The organism is Alteromonas sp. ABV4_515 (assembly GCF_056160345.1).
Genome location: NZ_JBSWWZ010000010.1, coordinates 1 through 19,200, shown reverse-complemented (window position 1 = coordinate 19,200; position 19,200 = coordinate 1). Strand labels below are relative to the sequence as shown.

General features: G+C 45.1%; 24 protein-coding genes. 11 read left to right on the top strand and 13 right to left on the bottom strand.

Annotation, left to right across the window (positions count from 1 at the left end; genetic code table 11):
- Nucleotides 1–27: 27 nt before the first annotated feature.
- From ACXAGX_RS19200 to ACXAGX_RS19190, 3 genes are read right to left on the bottom strand one after another with little or no spacing between them, the layout of a single operon-like run.
- Nucleotides 28–978, bottom strand: coding sequence for a sensor histidine kinase (locus ACXAGX_RS19200; RefSeq protein WP_474825155.1), 951 nt, complete (start codon nucleotides 976–978; stop codon nucleotides 28–30).
- 1 nt (nucleotide 979) lies between these two features.
- A complete protein-coding gene (locus ACXAGX_RS19195) occupies nucleotides 980–1,324 on the bottom strand; it encodes a hypothetical protein (protein WP_474825156.1) in 345 nt (114 codons plus the stop codon).
- Nucleotides 1,325–1,351: 27 nt separating this feature from the next.
- A complete protein-coding gene (locus ACXAGX_RS19190) occupies nucleotides 1,352–1,912 on the bottom strand; it encodes a response regulator (RefSeq protein WP_070126263.1) in 561 nt (186 codons plus the stop codon).
- A gap of 361 nt (nucleotides 1,913–2,273) precedes the next feature.
- Here ACXAGX_RS19190 and ACXAGX_RS19185 point away from each other — a divergent pair, with 361 nt between their 5' ends.
- The 8 genes from ACXAGX_RS19185 (at nucleotide 2,274) to ACXAGX_RS19150 (ending at nucleotide 11,503) form a co-directional block, all read left to right on the top strand.
- Nucleotides 2,274–3,977, top strand: coding sequence for an EAL domain-containing response regulator (locus ACXAGX_RS19185; protein ID WP_474840359.1), 1,704 nt, complete (start codon nucleotides 2,274–2,276; stop codon nucleotides 3,975–3,977).
- Between the two features lie 139 nt (nucleotides 3,978–4,116).
- A complete protein-coding gene (gene prlC, locus ACXAGX_RS19180; protein WP_474840357.1) occupies nucleotides 4,117–6,153 on the top strand; it encodes an oligopeptidase A in 2,037 nt (678 codons plus the stop codon).
- Nucleotides 6,153–6,839 carry a DNA-3-methyladenine glycosylase I gene (locus tag ACXAGX_RS19175; protein WP_474840355.1) on the top strand — a complete coding sequence of 229 codons (687 nt, stop codon included), beginning with the start codon at nucleotides 6,153–6,155 and terminating at the stop codon, nucleotides 6,837–6,839. Before prlC ends, ACXAGX_RS19175 begins: the two co-directional genes overlap by 1 nt.
- Before the next feature lie 144 nt (nucleotides 6,840–6,983).
- The gene (gene ubiE, locus ACXAGX_RS19170) at nucleotides 6,984–7,766 is read left to right on the top strand and encodes a bifunctional demethylmenaquinone methyltransferase/2-methoxy-6-polyprenyl-1,4-benzoquinol methylase UbiE (RefSeq protein ID WP_474825160.1); all 783 of its coding nucleotides are present in this window, start codon (nucleotides 6,984–6,986) and stop codon (nucleotides 7,764–7,766) included.
- Nucleotides 7,766–8,416 (top strand): ubiquinone biosynthesis accessory factor UbiJ, encoded by a 651-nt coding sequence (locus ACXAGX_RS19165; protein WP_474840353.1) that lies wholly within the window; start codon nucleotides 7,766–7,768, stop codon nucleotides 8,414–8,416. The genes ubiE and ACXAGX_RS19165 overlap by 1 nt, the downstream gene beginning before the upstream one ends.
- A gap of 12 nt (nucleotides 8,417–8,428) precedes the next feature.
- A complete protein-coding gene (ubiB, locus tag ACXAGX_RS19160; RefSeq protein WP_070126269.1) occupies nucleotides 8,429–10,069 on the top strand; it encodes a ubiquinone biosynthesis regulatory protein kinase UbiB in 1,641 nt (546 codons plus the stop codon).
- Nucleotides 10,070–10,358: 289 nt separating this feature from the next.
- The gene (cspE, locus tag ACXAGX_RS19155) at nucleotides 10,359–10,568 is read left to right on the top strand and encodes a transcription antiterminator/RNA stability regulator CspE (RefSeq protein WP_070126270.1); all 210 of its coding nucleotides are present in this window, start codon (nucleotides 10,359–10,361) and stop codon (nucleotides 10,566–10,568) included.
- Between the two features lie 257 nt (nucleotides 10,569–10,825).
- Nucleotides 10,826–11,503 carry a hypothetical protein gene (locus ACXAGX_RS19150; protein ID WP_474840351.1) on the top strand — a complete coding sequence of 226 codons (678 nt, stop codon included), beginning with the start codon at nucleotides 10,826–10,828 and terminating at the stop codon, nucleotides 11,501–11,503.
- A gap of 296 nt (nucleotides 11,504–11,799) precedes the next feature.
- Here ACXAGX_RS19150 and ACXAGX_RS19145 read toward each other — a convergent pair whose 3' ends face one another.
- The 4 genes from ACXAGX_RS19145 to ACXAGX_RS19130 all read right to left on the bottom strand — a co-directional run bounded on the left by ACXAGX_RS19145 (nucleotide 11,800) and on the right by ACXAGX_RS19130 (nucleotide 13,721).
- Complete coding sequence (locus ACXAGX_RS19145) at nucleotides 11,800–11,955, bottom strand: hypothetical protein (protein WP_474840350.1); 156 nt, start codon at nucleotides 11,953–11,955, stop codon at nucleotides 11,800–11,802.
- A gap of 96 nt (nucleotides 11,956–12,051) precedes the next feature.
- Nucleotides 12,052–12,546: an arsinothricin resistance N-acetyltransferase ArsN1 family B gene (locus ACXAGX_RS19140; RefSeq protein ID WP_474840349.1), complete on the bottom strand. Its 495-nt coding sequence runs from the start codon at nucleotides 12,544–12,546 to the stop codon at nucleotides 12,052–12,054.
- Nucleotides 12,547–12,655: 109 nt separating this feature from the next.
- Nucleotides 12,656–12,916 (bottom strand): hypothetical protein, encoded by a 261-nt coding sequence (locus tag ACXAGX_RS19135; RefSeq protein WP_474840348.1) that lies wholly within the window; start codon nucleotides 12,914–12,916, stop codon nucleotides 12,656–12,658.
- Nucleotides 12,917–13,181: 265 nt separating this feature from the next.
- Complete coding sequence (locus ACXAGX_RS19130) at nucleotides 13,182–13,721, bottom strand: isochorismatase family protein (RefSeq protein WP_474840346.1); 540 nt, start codon at nucleotides 13,719–13,721, stop codon at nucleotides 13,182–13,184.
- Between the two features lie 310 nt (nucleotides 13,722–14,031).
- On the opposite strand from ACXAGX_RS19130, the gene ACXAGX_RS19125 reads away from it, so the two are divergent.
- On the top strand, nucleotides 14,032–14,154 hold the full coding sequence (locus tag ACXAGX_RS19125; RefSeq protein WP_474840344.1) for a hypothetical protein: 123 nt from the start codon (nucleotides 14,032–14,034) through the stop codon (nucleotides 14,152–14,154).
- Here the strand turns inward: ACXAGX_RS19125 and ACXAGX_RS19120 are convergent.
- The 3 genes from ACXAGX_RS19120 to ACXAGX_RS19110 form a co-directional block, all read right to left on the bottom strand.
- The gene (locus ACXAGX_RS19120) at nucleotides 14,151–15,005 is read right to left on the bottom strand and encodes an acyl-CoA thioester hydrolase/BAAT C-terminal domain-containing protein (RefSeq protein ID WP_474840342.1); all 855 of its coding nucleotides are present in this window, start codon (nucleotides 15,003–15,005) and stop codon (nucleotides 14,151–14,153) included. The two genes, ACXAGX_RS19125 and ACXAGX_RS19120, sit on opposite strands and share 4 nt — an antisense overlap.
- A gap of 35 nt (nucleotides 15,006–15,040) precedes the next feature.
- A complete protein-coding gene (locus tag ACXAGX_RS19115) occupies nucleotides 15,041–15,508 on the bottom strand; it encodes a hypothetical protein (protein WP_474840340.1) in 468 nt (155 codons plus the stop codon).
- Nucleotides 15,509–15,903: 395 nt separating this feature from the next.
- Entirely contained in the window at nucleotides 15,904–16,407 is a 504-nt protein-coding gene (locus tag ACXAGX_RS19110) for a flavodoxin family protein (RefSeq protein WP_474840338.1), read from the bottom strand.
- 187 nt (nucleotides 16,408–16,594) lie between these two features.
- Here ACXAGX_RS19110 and ACXAGX_RS19105 point away from each other — a divergent pair, with 187 nt between their 5' ends.
- Both ACXAGX_RS19105 and ACXAGX_RS19100 read left to right on the top strand, forming a co-directional pair.
- A complete protein-coding gene (locus ACXAGX_RS19105) occupies nucleotides 16,595–16,879 on the top strand; it encodes a type II toxin-antitoxin system TacA family antitoxin (protein ID WP_474824576.1) in 285 nt (94 codons plus the stop codon).
- Nucleotides 16,876–17,157, top strand: coding sequence for a type II toxin-antitoxin system RelE/ParE family toxin (locus tag ACXAGX_RS19100; RefSeq protein ID WP_474840336.1), 282 nt, complete (start codon nucleotides 16,876–16,878; stop codon nucleotides 17,155–17,157). Before ACXAGX_RS19105 ends, ACXAGX_RS19100 begins: the two co-directional genes overlap by 4 nt.
- 121 nt (nucleotides 17,158–17,278) lie before the next feature.
- Here ACXAGX_RS19100 and ACXAGX_RS19095 read toward each other — a convergent pair whose 3' ends face one another.
- From ACXAGX_RS19095 to ACXAGX_RS19085, 3 genes are all read right to left on the bottom strand, one after another.
- Nucleotides 17,279–17,725: a methyltransferase family protein gene (locus tag ACXAGX_RS19095; protein WP_474840334.1), complete on the bottom strand. Its 447-nt coding sequence runs from the start codon at nucleotides 17,723–17,725 to the stop codon at nucleotides 17,279–17,281.
- Nucleotides 17,726–17,785: 60 nt separating this feature from the next.
- A complete protein-coding gene (locus ACXAGX_RS19090; protein WP_474840333.1) occupies nucleotides 17,786–18,376 on the bottom strand; it encodes a Crp/Fnr family transcriptional regulator in 591 nt (196 codons plus the stop codon).
- A 91-nt stretch (nucleotides 18,377–18,467) separates the two neighbouring features.
- Nucleotides 18,468–18,992, bottom strand: coding sequence for a DUF8051 family protein (locus ACXAGX_RS19085; protein ID WP_474840331.1), 525 nt, complete (start codon nucleotides 18,990–18,992; stop codon nucleotides 18,468–18,470).
- Nucleotides 18,993–19,200: the final 208 nt, after the last annotated feature.

Sequence of the window (19,200 nt, the reverse complement as noted above, 5' to 3'; positions counted from 1 at the left end):
TGGCGTTCGCCTTCACAACGAAGTAGGTTATCCCTGATCTGACGCACTGGTTTCATCACCGTCGTCCTCTGGGCCGGTGGTTGGCAGCACCAGCGTAAAGGTACTCCCTACGCCTTCTTTACTGATCACCTTAAGGCTACCGCCGTGTTCTTCCGCAATACCGAACGAAATTGAAAGCCCTAAACCCGTACCCTGACCCTCTGGCTTGGTCGTAAAAAACGGGTGGAACAGTTTGTCCAGGTGTTCCTGTTTAATGCCACAACCTGAGTCCGTTACACTGATGTGCACGAATTCGTCTTCCAGCCAGGATTTAACAATTATCTGGCCTTGTTTTCCTGTTGCTTCGATGGCCTGGCCCGCGTTAATCAGAAGGTTGGTAAAAATCTGCGTGATTTTTCCAACATTAATATAAACCCGAGGCACCTCGCCGAAACGCATATCTTGCTGACAAATATATTTCAGCTTGTTGTTCACCATACTCAAGGTGGTTTGCATGCATTGGTTAATATCAAACCACTGTCTGTCGTCAGAATCAATGCGGGAAAAAAGTCGCAGACCTTTCACAATTTCACTAACCCGAATCAATCCCTCCGCCGACTCTTCTACCAGCGATAAAATATCTTCGTTAATAAATTCTATGTCGTGTTCTTCAATGGCGGCTTTGAGTTTTACTTTCTTTGCTTCCAAATCAGATTTGTCATCGCACTGGGTGCATTCCAACATTTGACCCATAACCATTTGATAGGTGCTGATGTAGTCGGCGAGTGTTGCCATGTTGCTGGAAACAAATCCAACCGGATTATTAATTTCATGCGCAACGCCAGCAGCAAGTTGACCCACTGAAGCCATTTTCTCAGCCTGCAGAAGCTGGCGCTGGGTGTCTTGAAGATCTTTCTTCAGGCTGTCGACAAGCCTGTTCTTCTTTTCAAGCTCAAGCTGCAACGCGTCAATGTTATGGTTTACATCTCGTTCAGTCATGTTAGCCCGTACTACACAAATTGTTCAGATACATAGCATGCAGACCTGTGGCGTCTGGCTGTCGCTCCCGATGTACCGGAATATTGGATGAAAAGAAGGCTGCTAGCTGCCCAAAGGCCAGCATTGAGTCATTATTGAAATTGCTAACTACAGCCATACCGTTCCCGGAATTCCGCCAACAATCATAAAAATAGACGCTATTACCTAATTTATGTAGTTTTGGAATGCAAACCGTCGTTAAATTATTCTCAGCAAGAGGTTCATCGGCCAGAACGGCGCACGTCATCAACACAAAAACAACGGCACCGACCACCGGTGAATGCCAGAAAAATATGCGTCTAACCATTTTCTGTCTCCTGCGGGTAGGGACTACTCAGGGCGTCATGAATTTATCAAACAATTCGGTAAGATCATGGTTTGAAAATGGTTTTGATAAAACCGCATCTGCACCGAGATCCAATGCGCGTTCAAGACTGGTGTCATCAAGCGCCGAAATAACGACAATCTTCATACGCTTGTACCGTGCTTGTTCGCGGGTGAACTGAATAACACTGTAACCGTCCATGCCGGGCATACTCAGATCCAATGTCATCAAGCGAGGATTGTGCTGACTCAGCATAACACCGGCCTGGAAACCACCCGTTGCTATCATAGTGTCGTAACCTGCGCGTCTGGCCACCCGTTGAATGGATTTTGCTACCGGCAACTCATCGTCCACAATCAAAATGCCCGGTGTTGCTTCACCTTGAAGCTGCGCTGGAATAGGCATGTTGTGCTGTTCGAGAAATTCAATGAAATCGTCTATCAGCACCCGGTTGTTGCCTCTGCCTGGCAATTTGAAGCCCTTTAATTTTCCACTCTCGATCCATCTGATGACAGTTCGGAGGTTAACGTCGCAGTAGGATGCGATCTCCCCAGACGTGAGGGTTTTCATGTTTAGTGCTCCATAGCGGTGCTTATAAAATGTACGACTGAGTTATAGCACTGAAAATACAAGGTGACAATAAAGACTAAAGTATATGATGTGACAAATGTGACATTTTGATTTGTGCGTAATATTTTTAAATCACTAATATTTATCAGTTTTTTATTTTTTAAATATAAGCTTTAAGACATGAGTAGGGAAAATTATATCAATTTATAACTGAGTACTAATCCCCATTCAGCCAAAACCTCACCGGAAACTATAATCAAGCAAAGGGGTAATTATGTTGAAAAAACCAACAATATTGCCTGCATTGCGCATTTAGTTTTATCAGTGTCTAACATTCTGGCTCCGGGCTGTGAGGAAAATCATGTCAGCAACAAATACGGCAGTAACGCAATTACACAAACTTGAGCTTCTTATTGTAGACGATGAACCGTCGGTCGTCAGATCATTGAAGCGGGCTATCAGGCCCTCAGGTTACGTGATTCATACCGCTGGGAGCGGCCAGGAAGCCATGAAAGTACTGGCCAATAATAATGTGGCGGTGGTGCTAACCGATCACAGAATGCCGGGCATGTCTGGTGCCGAACTGCTGAAATACATCAATCAGTTTTATCCGCAAACCATTACGCTCATGCTTAGTGGTGAGAGCGATTTTAATATGGCGGTGGGCTTGTTGAATAACGGCCTAGCGAATAAGTATTTCACTAAGCCCTGGAACACAGGTCAGCTTGTGAATGAAATCGACCAAGCTTTTGCATTTTATAAAGGGCGAAGGGAGCTAGGTTGGCAGCGCCGGATAGAAGAGTTGTCGAGCCAGGTTGAAGAGTCTAGTGAGTTACCCGACGCTTCTAACGTGGTGAATATCGATGCCAGTGCTGCGGTCATCGCGGTGAAACTCGTGAATATGGACGATGTTTCGTATAGCCATGGGGAGTCCACTATGGCCGCGCTCATCGATGAGGTTGATAAGATCATTTTCGAGACTGCAGAAAACGCGTTCAATATGAAAAGTGATGAGTTTGGTTTGTTTACTTTTCAATTGCGTCAAACCGACGAAGCCGAACTGCAAAGTTGGTGTGCCATGTTACGCCGCAAATTACAGCGTACGTATTCGATCAATAAGCGGGCAGTCTATTGTCAGGTGGGTGTTGGCTTCCGCGTGCTTGGTAAGTCGCCCGTTGACTTCAATACATTAGTGAAAAACCTGGAATTAACGATTCTGCGAGAAATGCATTCCAGCAACGTGTCTAACCTCGATGATGATGCCATTGAGCGCTATCAACGACAGCAACATATTCGTGCCGACGTACAAAGAGCGTTAGATGACAACCAGTTTAAGCTGGCGTTCCAGCCGAAAGTGACCTTGAAAACGGGCATGGTAGAAGGGGCTGAAGTATTGCTTCGCTGGCAGCATCATCAGTTAGGCTGGGTGCCGCCTGCTGAGTTTGTACGTTTAGCTGAACTCGATGGTCAGATTGAAGCGATTGGCGAATGGGTGCTGCGTCAGGGCGTGCGTAACGCTTCTGAACTTATCCGTTTAAATCCTGACATTAAGCGGATCTCGATGAATGTGTCTGCAAAGCAATTGCAGAATCACCACATTGTGCAAATTCTAAAAGATGAGATTGAGCTGTACGCACTCGATCCTGCCTGCCTGGAACTTGAAATTACTGAAACTGCCATCGCCACCAATAGCGAGTATGTGCACGGACTATTGTGGCAACTGAAATTACTGGGAGTAAAAATCGCCATTGATGATTTTGGTGCAGGTTTTACGTCAATGTCATATCTGGCCAAGCTGCCTGTAGATGTATTGAAGCTGGATAAATCGCTGGTCGACAATATCGACTTCGAAGTGAATAAGCGTGAATTGGTGAAAAGTCTGATTGATGCCTGTAAGCGCCTGAACATTGAAACCATCGCTGAAGGCGTGGAAACCGAAGAAGTGTTACAGGTGCTCCAGCACATCGGTTGCGAACAGGTGCAGGGGTTCTATTTCAGCAAAGCGGTACCGCGCATTGAACTGGAAAAGATTGTCATCAAGCAACCATTTATCTCAATGATATAAAAACGCTTGTTTTTGTGTTCTGTGATCCCAACATCTGAGTTAATGTTATTAAGTGATGCGGGCTGTGTGACAACGGCCCGTAGTGACACTTAGCTACAATAATCAAGTCACATGACATCAAATTACGAGCGAGATCATTATGACTACCCCTGCTATCGAGCAAGTCGACGGATTGCCACTGTTCTCCGGCATCAAACCTGAAGAAATTAAACCTGCTATTGAAAAGGCGATTGCCCATTGTAAAACCACCATTGATGAGGTGGTGGCGAGCCAAGACTACAGCTACGCCAATGTAGTCGCAAAAATTGAAGAAGCCGACGACCGTTTAGGCAAAATGTGGTCGCCGGTATCCCACATGAATTCCGTGGTAAGCAGTGATGAACTGCGCGACGCTCATGACGGTTGTTTGCCGCTGTTGTCTGAATACGGCACCTGGGTTGGCCAACACGAAGGTCTGTATAATGCGTACATTGCGCTGAAAGACAGCGAAGAGTTTGCCAAACTCGACGAGCAGCGTCAGAAACTCATTACCAATACCATCCGCGATTTCACTTTGTCTGGTGTAGCACTGCCTACTGATCAGAAAAAACGTTTTGCTGAAATTCAGGCTCGTCTAAGCGAGCTGTCTTCAACCTTCAGTAACAACGTGATGGACGCCACTATGGGGTGGAGCAAGCATGTTACTGACGAAGGTGAACTGTCAGGCTTACCAGAATCCGCATTGGCGGCAGCGGCGCAGGCTGCCCATCAAAAAGATCTACAGGGCTGGCTGTTTACCCTAGATATTCCGTCTTATCTGCCGATCATGATGTATGCGGATAACGCTGCGCTGCGTGAGGAAATGTATCGCGCCTACACCACGCGCGCCTCTGAACAGGGGCCAAACGCTGGCAAGTGGGATAACACGGGTATCATTCAGGAAACCCTGGCATTGCGCACCGAGATTGCCAAAATGCTGGACTTCTCTAGCTACGCAGAACGCTCTATTGCCACTAAAATGGCGCAGTCGACGGATCAGGTTGTGGGCTTCTTAGAAGATCTCGCCGCTAAATCCCGTCCGCAAGCCCAGCAAGAATTGGAAGAGGTTAAAGCGTTTGCCGAAGCGCGCTTTAACGTAACCGAACTGAACGCCTGGGATTTACCTTACTACAGCGAAAAGCTGAAGCAGGAAAAGTACACCATTTCAGATGAAATGCTGCGCCCTTATTTCCCAGAAGACAAAGTACTGCATGGTCTGTTCCGCGTTGTGCACCAGCTGTACGGCTTAAAAATTGTCGAGCAGCCTGGCGTGGACGTATGGCATGACGATGTCCGTTACTTCACCATTACCGATGATGCCGATGCCTTGCGTGGTAGCTTCTATCTCGACCTGTACGCCCGTTCGAAAAAGCGTGGCGGTGCCTGGATGGATGAATGTCGTGTACGCCGTATCAAAGAAGATGGCGAACTCCAATTACCGGTGGCGTACCTGACCTGTAACTTCAATGGGCCGGTAGGTGACAAACCTGCGTTGTTTACCCACGATGAAGTCGTAACTATGTTCCATGAGTTTGGTCACGGAATTCACCACATGCTGACAAAAATGTCGGTGGCGGGTGTGTCTGGTATCAACGGCGTACCTTGGGATGCGGTTGAGCTGCCTAGCCAGTTCCTGGAAAACTGGTGCTGGGAAGAAGAAGCGCTGAATTTTATCTCTGGACACTACGAAACCGGTGAACCGTTACCAAACGATCTGCTGGATAAAATGCTGGCTGCCCGAGACTATCATTCTGCCATGCAGATGGTGCGTCAGCTGGAATTTAGTTTGTTCGATTTCCAAATGCACCAACAAGACGGTGCCACTGTTGATGTACAGGCCGTATTAAATGGCGTGCGTGAGCAGGTAGCGGTAGTTATCCCGCCAGAGTTTAACCGCTTCCAGCACAGCTTCGGCCATATCTTTGCTGGTGGCTACGCCGCCGGTTACTACAGCTACAAATGGGCTGAAGTGCTGTCTGCGGATGCGTTCAGTAAGTTCGAGGAAGACGGTATTTTCAACCGGGATACCGGTAAGTCGTTCCTTGAAAATATTCTGGAAATGGGCGGTAGCCGCGAGCCAATGGAACTGTTTGTCGCGTTCCGGGGCCGCGAACCGAAAGTGGATGCGCTGCTGCGTCACTCGGGGATCCGCACCTAATGAACATCGAACCGTTTGCAGATATTCTCAAACGGGCTGAACAACGAAAGGGTGGCGCTGCCGCCCTTTCTTATTATGTGTCTCAGCCTTTACCGCGAAAGCAAATTGCTGCCATTGATGATGCTCGCTTTCTGGCCGAAATGACCAAGAAAGTGTTCCAGTCGGGTTTTGTCTGGCGGGTGATTGAAGCCAAATGGCCAGATTTCGAAACCGTGTTTTTTGGTTTCGATATTGAAAAAATCCTGCTGATGCCAGACGAAATGTTCGAGCAAAAAGCCACGGATAAACGCATTGTCAGAAACTTTAAAAAAGTGATGACGGTACGGGATAACGCCCTGATGATTCAGGATATCCGGCATCATCATGGAAGTTTCGGTGAATTCGTTGCCAGCTTTGAGCCTGAGCGCATTACCGAACTTTGGCTGTATCTGAAAAAACATGGTGCGCGTCTGGGCGGCAATACCGGGCCATACACGTTGCGGGCATTGGGTGTAGACACGTTTTTGTTCTCTCGCGACGTAGAGGATTACCTGCGTAAACACGAAATCATTGATGGTACACTTACCAGCCAGAAAACCCTGAAAGCCGCGAATGCTTGTTTTGTGCAGTGGCAGCAAGAGAGCGGGTTATCGTTGCAGGAAATCAGCCAGATAGTGTCGTTAAGCTGGGGTACCAATAACCGCTGAAGTAACGTGTCTCGGCATACTGATACTCGTCGTCTGGCCGGACAATATTATTGATTTAAATCCTAAACCCGATGGCAAAGCGCTGTAGATTGTCATCGGTTTTGGGTACACTTCTCATCACTTAATTTTAATGACAGGACTGCCATGAGCGATAATACGGCAAGCACAAATACACCTACCTCCGAACCCACTACGACGCACTTCGGCTACAAGCAGGTTGATAAGTCGCAGAAGGCATCAATGGTCGCCAGTGTGTTTGATTCTGTAGCAGCGAAATACGATGTCATGAACGACCTAATGTCGCTGGGTATTCATCGTTTATGGAAGCGTCATGCCATCGACTGCTCTGGCGTTCGTGCGGGACACAAAGTGCTGGATATTGCGGGTGGTACCGGCGATTTAACCGCGAAGTTTTCTCGTCTGGTTGGCCCTACCGGTTCTGTCACACTGGCAGACATTAACCTTTCTATGTTGAAAGTGGGGCGCGATAAACTGCGCGATCGTGGTCTGGTAAACAATATCGATTACGTGCAGGCCGATGCCGAAGCACTGCCGTTCCCGGACAACACCTTTGATGTGGTTACCATGGCATTCGGCTTACGTAATGTCACCGAAAAACAAAACGCACTGAATTCTATTTTCCGCGTGCTTAAGCCTGGCGGTCGTCTGTTGGTACTGGAATTCTCTAAACCGACTACCGAACAACTCAGCAAATTATACGACGTCTACTCGTTCCATATTTTGCCGAAGATGGGCCAGATAGTGGCTAACGATGCCGAAAGCTATCAGTACTTAGCTGAGAGTATTCGTATGCACCCTGATCAGGAAACACTGAAAGGCATGTTTGAGCAGGCTGGTTTTGAGCAGTGTGATTATCAGAACCTCACTGGTGGTATTGTTGCCTTGCACCGGGGATATAAATTTTAATGCCTGCTGTTGCACTGTTCACCGCATCCATTGAGACAGCGATAAATAAAGCATTGTCACTGGATAGTGGCAGTGCAGCCCGCCTCAAGCCTCTCAATGGTAAGCGGCTCACTGTATTTCTCGCTGGTACGCCAATTGCGCTCACACTGGTATTTTCACACAAAGTCGACGTGCTGGCAGAGAACCAAAGCTTTGAAGACGTGGTTGCCGAACTCGACGGTGCTACGTGCTGTATTAAAACCCGTCCCGATGTGCTGCCCGAGCTGCGTCAGAGCAGTAAAATTACCAGTCTGATTCAGCAAAACCGTTTATCGGTTGAAGGCGAGTTAAGCATTGCGCAGCAGGTGAGTAGCGTGTTCCAGAACTTGCATATCGACTGGGAAGAGCACGCATCGGCATATATCGGCGACGTGGCAGCGCATACGCTATTTTCTTCAATCCAAAACGTGAAACAGCGAGCAGAGCGGTTTTTCGGTAACGCAAAAACCGGTTTGGGCAATGCACTTACTGAAGAAAAAGACGTGGCAGTGCCAAGTATCGCCGTAGCGCATTTCGCCGACCAGGTAACTGACTTACGAGACGACGTAGAACGTTTCGAAGCCCGACTTGCCCAATTGGAACAAAAAACAACGTCTGCGGACCATCTCTGATTCGGATCTTTCATGCGTATTGGTCGTTTATATTTCATCAATAAAATCTTCCTGCAGCACGGGCTCGATGAGCTTATTCCATCACGCTGGCAGCCTTGGTACGTGCGCCTCGCTCGCAAGCTGATATTCTGGATCCCCAACGAACATAAAGACAAAACGCCCGGCGAACGTATTACCTTGGCGTTGCAGGAGCTTGGGCCAGTATTCATCAAATTTGGCCAGATGATGTCGACCCGACGCGATTTGCTGCCTCCGGCTATCGCCAATGAATTGGCTCGCTTGCAAGACAAAGTTGCGCCCTTCCCATCAGAAGAGGCAACCGCCCGGGTGCTGAGTAGTCTAAACATTCCTAAGCTAGATCTGATTTTTAGCTCTTTTGATGAACAGCCGTTGGCGTCGGCATCCATCGCGCAGGTACATGCTGCGGTGTTGAAAGAAAACGGTAAGGACGTGGTGGTAAAAGTGCTGCGTCCAGGCATTCGTAAAACCATCGACGCCGACATGGAACTCATGTTCACCCTGGCCGGTGTGCTGCAAAAATGGCTGCCTGACGGTAAGCGTTTGCGCCCTGTTGAGGTTGTAACTGAATATCAGAAAACCCTGGTGGACGAACTTGATCTCATGCGTGAGTCGGCCAACGGTATTCAACTGCGTCGTAATTTTGAAGGCTCTGAGAGCCTGTATGTGCCGGAAATTTTCAGCGATTATTGTCGCCACGATGTACTGGTGATGGAACGTATTTACGGCATTCCAATCTCTAACATCAACACGCTGCTTGAACAAAATACCAATATGAAAAAGCTGGCAGAGCGGGGCGTAGAGGTATTTTTCACTCAGGTTTTCCGTGACAGCTTTTTCCATGCCGATATGCACCCTGGCAATATCTTCGTATCGCGAGAACATCCTGATAATCCGCAATACATCGCCATCGATTTTGGCATTGTGGGTACGCTGAACCGTGAAGATAAGCGCTATCTGGCAGAAAACTTCATCGCGTTTTTCAATCGGGATTATCGTAAAGTCGCTCAGCTGCACGCCGATTCTGGCTGGGTGCCAGCTGACACCAATATTGATGAATTCGAAATGGCTATCCGCACGGTGTGCGAGCCTATCTTCCAGAAGCCGCTGGCAGAGATCTCCTTTGGCAATGTATTGCTGCAACTGTTTAACACCGCGCGCCGTTTTAACATGGTTGTGCAGCCGCAACTCGTGCTGTTACAGAAAACCTTATTGTATGTTGAAGGGTTGGGACGTCAGTTGTATCCGCAATTGGATTTGTGGCAAACCGCTAAGCCATTCCTAGAGAACTGGATGAAGCAACAGATTGGCGTGAAGGCCATGTTCTCGAAGGTGAAAGATAACTTGCCGTTCTGGTCGGAAAAGCTGCCAGAAATGCCCGATTTGCTGTACGACAGCTTAAAGCAAGTCAAAGCCATGCCGCTGCAAATATCGCGCAATCATCAGGAACTCACAAGGCTTCAGTTGGAAGCGGCTAAAGCCAATCACTGGGTTATTGCTGGGGCGACATTTATTGTTGTTGCGGCAATTCTGCCTATTTACGTTCCTCAATGGTGGGTACCAGTTATAAGCGGTGCTGTGGGGGTGGGGTGTTGGATTCAAGGCTGGCGACATAGCCATCCTGCGTCTTCGTAAACGGCATTTTTTCTGACATTCCCGTTACGAAATTATTATAATTTTCTGATACCGGTGAATTTTTGTATCATTTTTCTAACCAACTGTTATAGTGGTTTCTGGCTTAATTGCCTTAGGTCTTTTTAAGACGAGATTATTTTTGTTTCTACCATGATGTTTTGAACGCTCTGGTTACACCTGTAATTGTAGTAAGTTGTTTTTCCATCCAATGTAAGACCCAAATATTTCGTTCAAAGAGGCCGAGAGTAAAGCGCTTCGGCGCAGTTTTATTGAAAGTTTTGAGGTCTACATGTCTAAAGTTACAGGCACCGTTAAATGGTTTAACGCAGATAAAGGTTATGGATTCCTGACTCAGGATAGCGGCGACAAAGATGTATTCGTACATTTCCGTGCTATCGTTTCTGAAGGGTACAAAACCCTGAATGAAGGTCAGCGAGTTGAGTTCGAAGTCGAGCAAGGTCAAAAAGGTCTGCAGGCTGCTAACGTAAGCGCTATCTGATTTCCAAAAAAACGGTGACATCTGTCACCGTTTTTTTATTTCTCCCCCCCTTTTAACAGCAACGATGGTCATCGTGTCTTATGGCTGTTGATTTCTATTTCTTTGCACTATTTACTTAAAACTGCGCATTCTTGGCACAACGTTTTGTGTCAGTTACATTATGTAACGGTTTATTTCACTGCAATTTGCTCTTGTTCCATATACTCATACGTATACGCTAAATATAGTGCGCGTACAGACATCTTAAAGGAGCTTTCATGTCGCTAGTTTCTCGCCAATTTTTTCTGGTCTTTCTGTGTTATATTCTTAGCTCGTCCTACGCGTTTGCTCAGTCGGCAGATGAAATTGTGGCAGTGGTGTTAGGTAAATCAATAACAATCGATGAAGTGTCGCCTACGGGGGAAGAGTTGAATGCGGTTGCCAAAGCGACCGGTGTTTCTCGGGACCTGGCGATGTCTCAATTTCAGCATGCCCAACTCACCGAGCTGATCATCAAGGCTGTTTTGGATGACTATGCATTGCAGAAGGGCATCGAAGCAGATCCTGCTATGGTGAAGCGCTTCCTCGAGGTTTTCGGCGAAAGTTTAGCTGCCCAAGATGATGTTCCAAAGGAAGTGGGTGAAGATGAAGAGCTGGCGAAAGCCTTTGCCGAGAAAAAGCGAGCACCAAAGGAAGTGGCTGAAGAGCAGGTTAAACACTGGCTAACTGAGAAAGCCATGTACGAAGAATTTGGCGGTCCAGTGGTATTCCGCTCAACCGCTCCGCAATATCCTGTTGGCGCTTATCAGAAGCTCTTAGCGCAATATGCAAAACAAGAGAAGCTCATCATTCGTGCTCCCGCCTTTGCAGGTATATTCTGGCGCGGGTTTGAGCCCCCTTATAACGCAGAAATTGAGCCTCAGAATGTCGATTTCAGCAAGCCTTGGTGGTACTGAATCTCGATAATGCCTACGGGTTTAGAGGCTTCTTTTTGTTCTTTTTAAACAGACCCATCCAAAAAACGCTCTCTACAGCCAAGGCTAATACAACCAGAGCAAAGGTACCGGTAGAAATACCTAGTGAGTAGAGGTGAATAGCCAAAAACAGAATGCAGGCTAGCAGTAGGTAACGCAAAAAGGTTTTCATGAAAACGCTCGCATAAAATCTTGTGAATGAAGATTAAACAGGCGGCGCGACACAATTACAAACATGGAAATGTAACGAGTTAATTCATGGCCTGCGCCGCTGCAGATTACGGCTTTTGCTTAATATGTTTACGGATGCAGTCGGTAACTCCCTTATAGCACTCGAGATATAAATCAAAGCCGCCCACATCAAATTTATCTGCAATGGTAGCCTGAATGGCTGCGTCTTCAGCTTGAGTATGCCAGGCAAATAAAAGACTCAAAGGAATTAATATTGCCTTGATTAACGCTATGAACCGCATAACTCGCTCTCCCTGAGCTGTCCATTTCTTATACGACAACCTTACGACACTATGGCGTCAGTTGCACGCCAAACTGCGCTGCCAGAATCCTACATCCAGCCATTGGTCAAATTTATAGCCGATGTTCGGAAAGTGTCCGACCTTTTTCATCTGCATTTTTTCATGGAGTGCCACGCTGCCGGGATTAGGAAGGGTAATACAACCGATGACATTGATTATGCCCAGTGCCTGTAGCTCATTTATCAGCGTTTCGTACAGCTTCGTGCCATAGCCGTTACCGTGATGCTCAGGGGAAAGATAAACAGTAGATTCGACTGAGAAGCGGTAAGCACTGCGTGCTTTAAATGGCGTGGCGTATGCGTAGCCAATAATTTCATCGCTTTCTGTTAGCACAAGCCAAGGTAAATTTGATGCCAGAACGGCCTCAATCCGGCTAGCCATTTCCGAGGTTGTTACCGGCGTTTCCTCAAAAGTAATAACCGTATTGCTAACATAGTGGTTATAGATACTCGCAATCGCCTCGGCATCGCTGGTGAGTGCATTTCTTATCATGATGTGGGTATTCCAATAATGTGTCGACTTGTTCTGTTAGGCCGGTGAATTGGTGAGCTCAGGTAGTGCGGTGCTTTATTCGTCACCGCACTACAAGGCTGATCTGGAATCAATTATCCGTGCGGCTGATAACTTTGTAGCCTTGCGCTTCATACTCATTAATGCATTTTTGGTAGTTATTCTGCAATTTAATTTCGTCGAAATAGCCCAATCCGTAGGTATCACATTTCACTTTCATTTTGTCGCTGTTTTCCAGTACCGCGACCATTTTTAATTCGGCAAACCCGAGTTTATAGGCGAGTTCAGTAAACTGGGTATAAAGTAATACACCGATGATGATGACGAGTGTTGCGGTAAGTGCTTTTTTCATTGTTTAGTCCTTTAAAAAATTAGGTTCATCCCTGTACAGCAACCGCCGTGCCATTAAACAAAGCCATGAAAACTGTGGGCTGAAGCGGCTATTAGAAAAATAGAAGAACGAAAGTTAACCACAATTTAGTGAATAGTCTTATTTTTTGGTCATCACTGACGTATTCCGAATGAAAACCAATTTCGGTGCAAAATGCCTGTGATACAGCGTAATCCCTAGCTGGCACAAATGCTTTAATATCTGTGACTTTCATTGATGCCCCACGTTATTTAATTAAGTTCAGAATGTGTTTAAACGCGGGTGACCGGCAATCTTTGACCAACTCATAGAGACACATTTCTAAGCCAGTAATTTCAACCCCGGCGGCGTTAAGCTTATCCATCGCTAACTGCTTGTTGGCATCCACCCGGGACGACACACAATCGCTAACCAGTTGAATGTCATAGTCTAACGCTTTGAGACCCATAGCCGTTTGATAAACACAAATATGTGCTTCAATACCACAAATAAGCCACGAGGTTTTTTCTGAGCTTTCGATTTCTTCAACAAAACGCGGTTCCTCACAGCCATTAAACGTGAATTTGGTAATAGGCTTATAAGCCGTGAGGTGAGATGCTATCTGCTCTGATGTTTTGCCCAATTTATCGGGGTTTTGTTCTAACCACACAATGGGTAAGTCCAAAGCTTGGGCGCCTTCGATCAGTTTTGCGCAGTTCGAAAGAAATGCATCACTGTTTGCAACTATTTGCGCGAGTTTGCCTTGTATATCAACAACCACCAAACCAGTGTTATTTTTATTCAGCATAGAAGCTACTCACTTTAGTTATGATCGCAGTTTTAATCGTCGTTGGGTTTCAACGGTGCGAGGAGTAAATATAATAATAAACACGCCCAACTTATAAACAAAGTCGCGATGATCCAAGCGAGTTTTTCGCTTCGGCCTACTTTCTTTGAACTGGAAATCACGAGGATCGGAATTCCCCAAAAAATGAAAATGAGCAGAAGCAAGGGAAACCAAGAAATGAAGATTGATGTTGCGGTATCCATGATGAAGTCCTTTTATGCTATTTGAGCCCTGCAATAAGGCGGGTACTCAAAAGCCAGGTTAGGTATTTTTGAGAATATTTCGGCTTGATGAATTCTCGCCAGGCAAAGTGCGTGGCGTTTCCAAAGTGCGTGGCGTTTCCAAAGTGCGTGGCGTTTCCAAAGTGGGTAGCACTACCAAAGCAGGTAGTTAATTGCTCTCAAGGCTGCTCACAAACGTTTGATATGGCTGTTCAGATTTATCTAAAAATTTGTAATCTAATAAGTGGCTAAGTGCTGGATAGTTAACGTGTTCACAAGTAGATAACTTGTTGCGCTTCATCCTTTCACAGACTTTTTCTGCCATTAAATTCGATGGCCAAATTTCATCTTTACCACCGGAATACAGAACAACATTACCCTGTATATTTTCTGTTTTTATTGTTGCTTTACCGTCATCTTGACGATTAGCGAGAGACTGGGAATAAAGGTCGAGTAAACCGTTTACGGCACCACTTGGATTAAATTGCACGAAAGGCAATGCTTGTTGTTCACGAGTCCAACTTGAACCTGGCGTTTTCTGCCAGTCTTTTAAAATGCCAGCCCAAACCACCGAGCTCGGCGCAATTGCGATAACTCTGTTGAACGCTGTGTCTTGTGAAGCAAGAAGCAACGATAATTCAGCGCCTTTCGACCAGCCCACTAGTGTCAGGTTGTTGTATTCTGGGTGTTTGTGGCGCAACCAATTTTTCGCTTTTTCAAAATACTCTAGAGGTATCTTTTCTAATTCGACAGGTAGTGATTCTTCTTTAAAATAGGCGACTGCGAGGGTAGGGAAGCCATTATCGGCAATTACTTGAGCAAGACGAGTCGGGATGCCGCCCTCTGAGCCACCAAGCACAATAATGGGTTGTTTCAGAGACTCTGGCGATTGCGCATAATAATGCGCGACAAAACCATCGTCTTCAAAATCAATCTTCTGAACTGTAGAGCCTATTGCGAGAGTAGGGGCAAGAAAAGCACCGGAAAATAAAAGGGTAAAGAACATTACGACAACTTTTTTCATCAAAACTCCATTTCTGATATTCAGATTAAGCATTGTTACGTTTTAGGATTTAAATACAGCGCTTTGCTCATCCCAATCACTTGGTTCGTATTGCTTGTTTTTTTCTGATGAATTGCTATGTGGTACTCAAGAGGAAGAGACATTTTTTTGAGAGCCTCTTTCGAGTAGCCAGCATCCTTAGATAACGGCGTATCCCACTTTATCGATATAGAGCCGTTCTGCTGGTTAATCTCACAAGGGTTTCTCTCTTGTGATGTGGTTACCATTTGAGTTTGCGAACTTACGAACAAGACCGAGCAGGAGTAGAGATCAGAAATTTCATGATAATCATCGATGCTGTAATCGAACTTAACATCCAGTTGATATTTATCCGTACCAACTTTTCCGATTTCAGCGACTTCTAGATTAGTGATATTGGCCTGACTATTTTCAATTTTTGTGTAATTCATTGACGAACAGCCCGCCAATAGGGCGATAGAACTAATACATAAAATTTTCTTCATATTTTCCTCCATAAAAATATAAGTGCAGTAAATTTCAAAACGACTTACCGCAGTAGCTACACATCAAATCCTTTTCGATGCAGATAGTCAACCTTATTAACAAATTCAGATTATCGCTGCTTCATAAACGCTACTGCTAACCCAGAAGACAGAAATGTGATGCCAGCACTAGAAGATATACCTGACATTACCGCCGCCAGTCGACCTTGGCTTAATCCTCTACCTATAGCGAGCAAGTTATCCGGACCAGGCGAGATCACCAAAAGTAAACAAGCTAATGTATAAGTAACGATTATCTCTAACGGAAACATAAAACCTCCTTGTTATATGATTCTAAGTGTTATTTATTGCCGCCGTGTCTTTGTACCTGCGAGCCTGCGGGTGACTACAGCAGATTATTGTGCGATTTTTTTTATGTAACTTTGAATTACCTGCTGGTGTTGTTCAAGGTTAAATTCATCTGGGCAGCAACAATATAGCGGTTCATGGTATTTCAGGCCAAGGTATCCAGAGATTAGCTCGAATTGACTTGTGAAACAAAAAGGCAGTTCCGGCTCTGTACCTGTAGCAATTACCGATATTGGCATGCCGCGCAGTTTTCGTCCAAGTTCTTTATTTGTTGTAAGTAAATCAGTAAACCGGTCAAAGAACGTTTTCATTTGTGCTGACATGGAATACCAGTATACAGGCGTAGCGAATACAACAAAGTCTGATGACACGATGCGTTCAATTAACGGTATGAAGTCATCAGATTGATTACGAGATTCGTAGTCAAAATATGAAATTGATAAATTTTGAAGATCGACCGTGTGGGCTTGAAGGCTATCAGCAATCACACTGGATAACTTTGCTGTATTACCGTCAGATCTTGAGCTTGCTAAAACTACCAGAAAATTCAAATCGATATCCTTATCGCATAACACCCCGCTTAGGGGCTATAACACGTGGGCTAAAATCCGAGCGAAGCGACAGAGCCCATGTGTTAGCGTCCCAGCGAGCTTGCGAGCGATTTAATCGTCGTTTGTTAGTTGCCGTAAACTCAAATTCCGTGCTAACGTTTGTGCGCACACCTAGACGGAGTTGAAAATGGATACCCGCATACAATTCAGAGTAGACGAAGAAACGAAACGCCTTGCTCAATTAATGGCTGAAAGCCAAGGGCGTACTTTAAGTGATGCCTGTAGAGAGCTTACTGAAGAACTAGCCGAGCAGCAACGCAAAGTTATGACGCATGACCAATGGCTTACCGAACAGGTTAACGCCGCGTTTAGCAAATTGGATAGTGGGAAAAGTGAGTTTGTTACTCATGAAGAAGCTTCCTTGGACATGGAAGCGCGAAAGATGAAAATTAGGAATAGAGCAAAAAAATGATCGTTTGGGAAAAAGACTCATTGGACGATCGAGAAGTGATTTTCGAATTTTTATACGAATTTAACCCACTTGCTGCTGAAAAAACTGACACCATTATTGAGACTAAAGTTGAAAACTTGATACAGCAACCGTTGATGGGCGTTGAAAGAGAAGGAATACCTGGACGGCTTTTAATTATTCCAGAGGTGTCAATGATTGTTTCGTACTTCATAAAAGAAGACGTAATTCATATTCTAAGGGTTTTACACCAGAAGCAAAAATTTCCTGTAGGCAACTAACGCCAAATTAAGGGGTGAAGCACGCGACCACGACACTTAATTTGACCACCGTAAACACTAAACTAGACCCAAACAAAAAATGCCAAGCGTGCTGAATCACTCTTAAATTGTTTGTTATGCTTTAAATCCACCGGCGTACTTTTCTACAGTATTCTTCGTATTCTATACCAAATTTTGTGTACATCATTTGTTCCTCATACGATATATACCACCTATCAGTTATTAAAAAGAAAGCAACTGTCAGTAAAAAAGATGAAAGAGAACCACCCATTAATATAGAAAAACCGAACATTGCTATAGTGAGCCCGAGATACATAGGGTTTCTAGTATATTTATAAATCCCACTCGTAACTAACACTGTTGGTTCATCGAACGTCTTAATATTAGTGCTGAACTTCTTGAATAATTGTTTACCTAAAATTGAAAGTATCAGACCAATACCGATAATTGGAATGCCAGTTAGGTTGTATGGAAATTCAAGTGAGTGGGGGAGGCCTACACCCCAACAAATAAAACCCATAACAATGACAAAAATTAAGAACAAAAATGGTGGTAATAGTTTTTTCATCTCGACACTCCGCTATAGTAAAGCTTGAGCATATAAGAATCATTTTACCGTTACCTTAACCTATGTTAAGCCCATCTCGCGACGAATACGAGACAGCGTAACATCCGTAACACCTATATACATAGCGACATGGCGAAAAGGTATACTCTGACTGTCATCACCAAATTCATTTAAAAATTCCAAGTAGCGCTCCTTCGCAGACAACATAAGAAAGCCCGCCTCTCTCTTTTCTTTCTTTAAAACTAAGCGTTCAAACATCTTGCGCACTAAGTCTGCCCAATTACTATTGGATTTTGAAAGTTCCAGCAAATTTGAGTAGCTTACCGAAGCGATAATGCACCTTGTAAGTGTCTGAGCAAAAAACGGGCAAGGACTACCCTCAACAATTGAACTAAGACTCGCAAAAGCCCCGCCTTTTCTTACCAGCGATTTATTCCGCTCGTTACCATTTTTATCAACATAAAAATACCTACCAACACCACTAAGAACAAAATGGACATCTAGGGGGAAATCGCCACTAGAAAAGATATACTCCTTCGAACAGCAACACCTGAAACTAAAAAACGGGAGAGCTTTTTTCATATCAGCTTCGCTTAAAGTGCCGATATATGAGAGCGTCTCAAGCAACAGTTTTTTATCAGTATCTTCCATATCTTCATCTCAAACAAACAAACAAACGAATAAAGAGCATAACGTCGCAAATAACTGGTGCAAATGGAGCGCAGCGGAATTTGCATCCGAGTTAATTTGCCTTGTTATGCGATTTTTTCATTGCCGATTTTGTAGCGAATACGACTATTCCAACACCAAGGACGATCACTGCAACCAGTATCAAAAATGTGGTTCCAGATGAAATCCCGAATGCGTTTTCACCAGTTTTTGGTATGAATAGGTAAATAAATGAGAAAAGTGTTAGCGGTATCGACAGGACAAGCCCAACCAACTCAATACAGAATAATACTCTCGGCATTTTGTCTGGCGAGACAGGAAATATTTTTCCCAAATCCAGCGCATATACAAAAAAATACGAAATTCCACAAAGTGCTGAAGCGATGACTGCAAGCTTGGATCCTACAAACGCAAAATAGACCAATATAAGGCTGCCAATCCCTAATACCGTGAGAAACACATTGAATATCCCCAGTGTCATGGGAGATATATGCGAGAAATTTCTATTTTCAATTGGACCGCCAGGAATAAGAATTCCAAGTAATACTGCTGATAGTCCAAGCAAGCTTGCCACAGCATATCCGAGATAATGTTCCATGTTTTTCCCCGCCTAACACCCGCATAACGGGCAAAAATACGTAGGCTACAATACCAAGCGAAGCGCAGGGAGCCTACGTGTTTTTGACCCTAGCGAGCACAGCGAGCGTTAATGCGCTTGTATGGATAATTCTTCCCTAAATTCCCCACAACGTTTTCAAAGATGGGTAAAGTGAGGCCCAGACTTTGGCTGCAACCAAAGTTGGCTG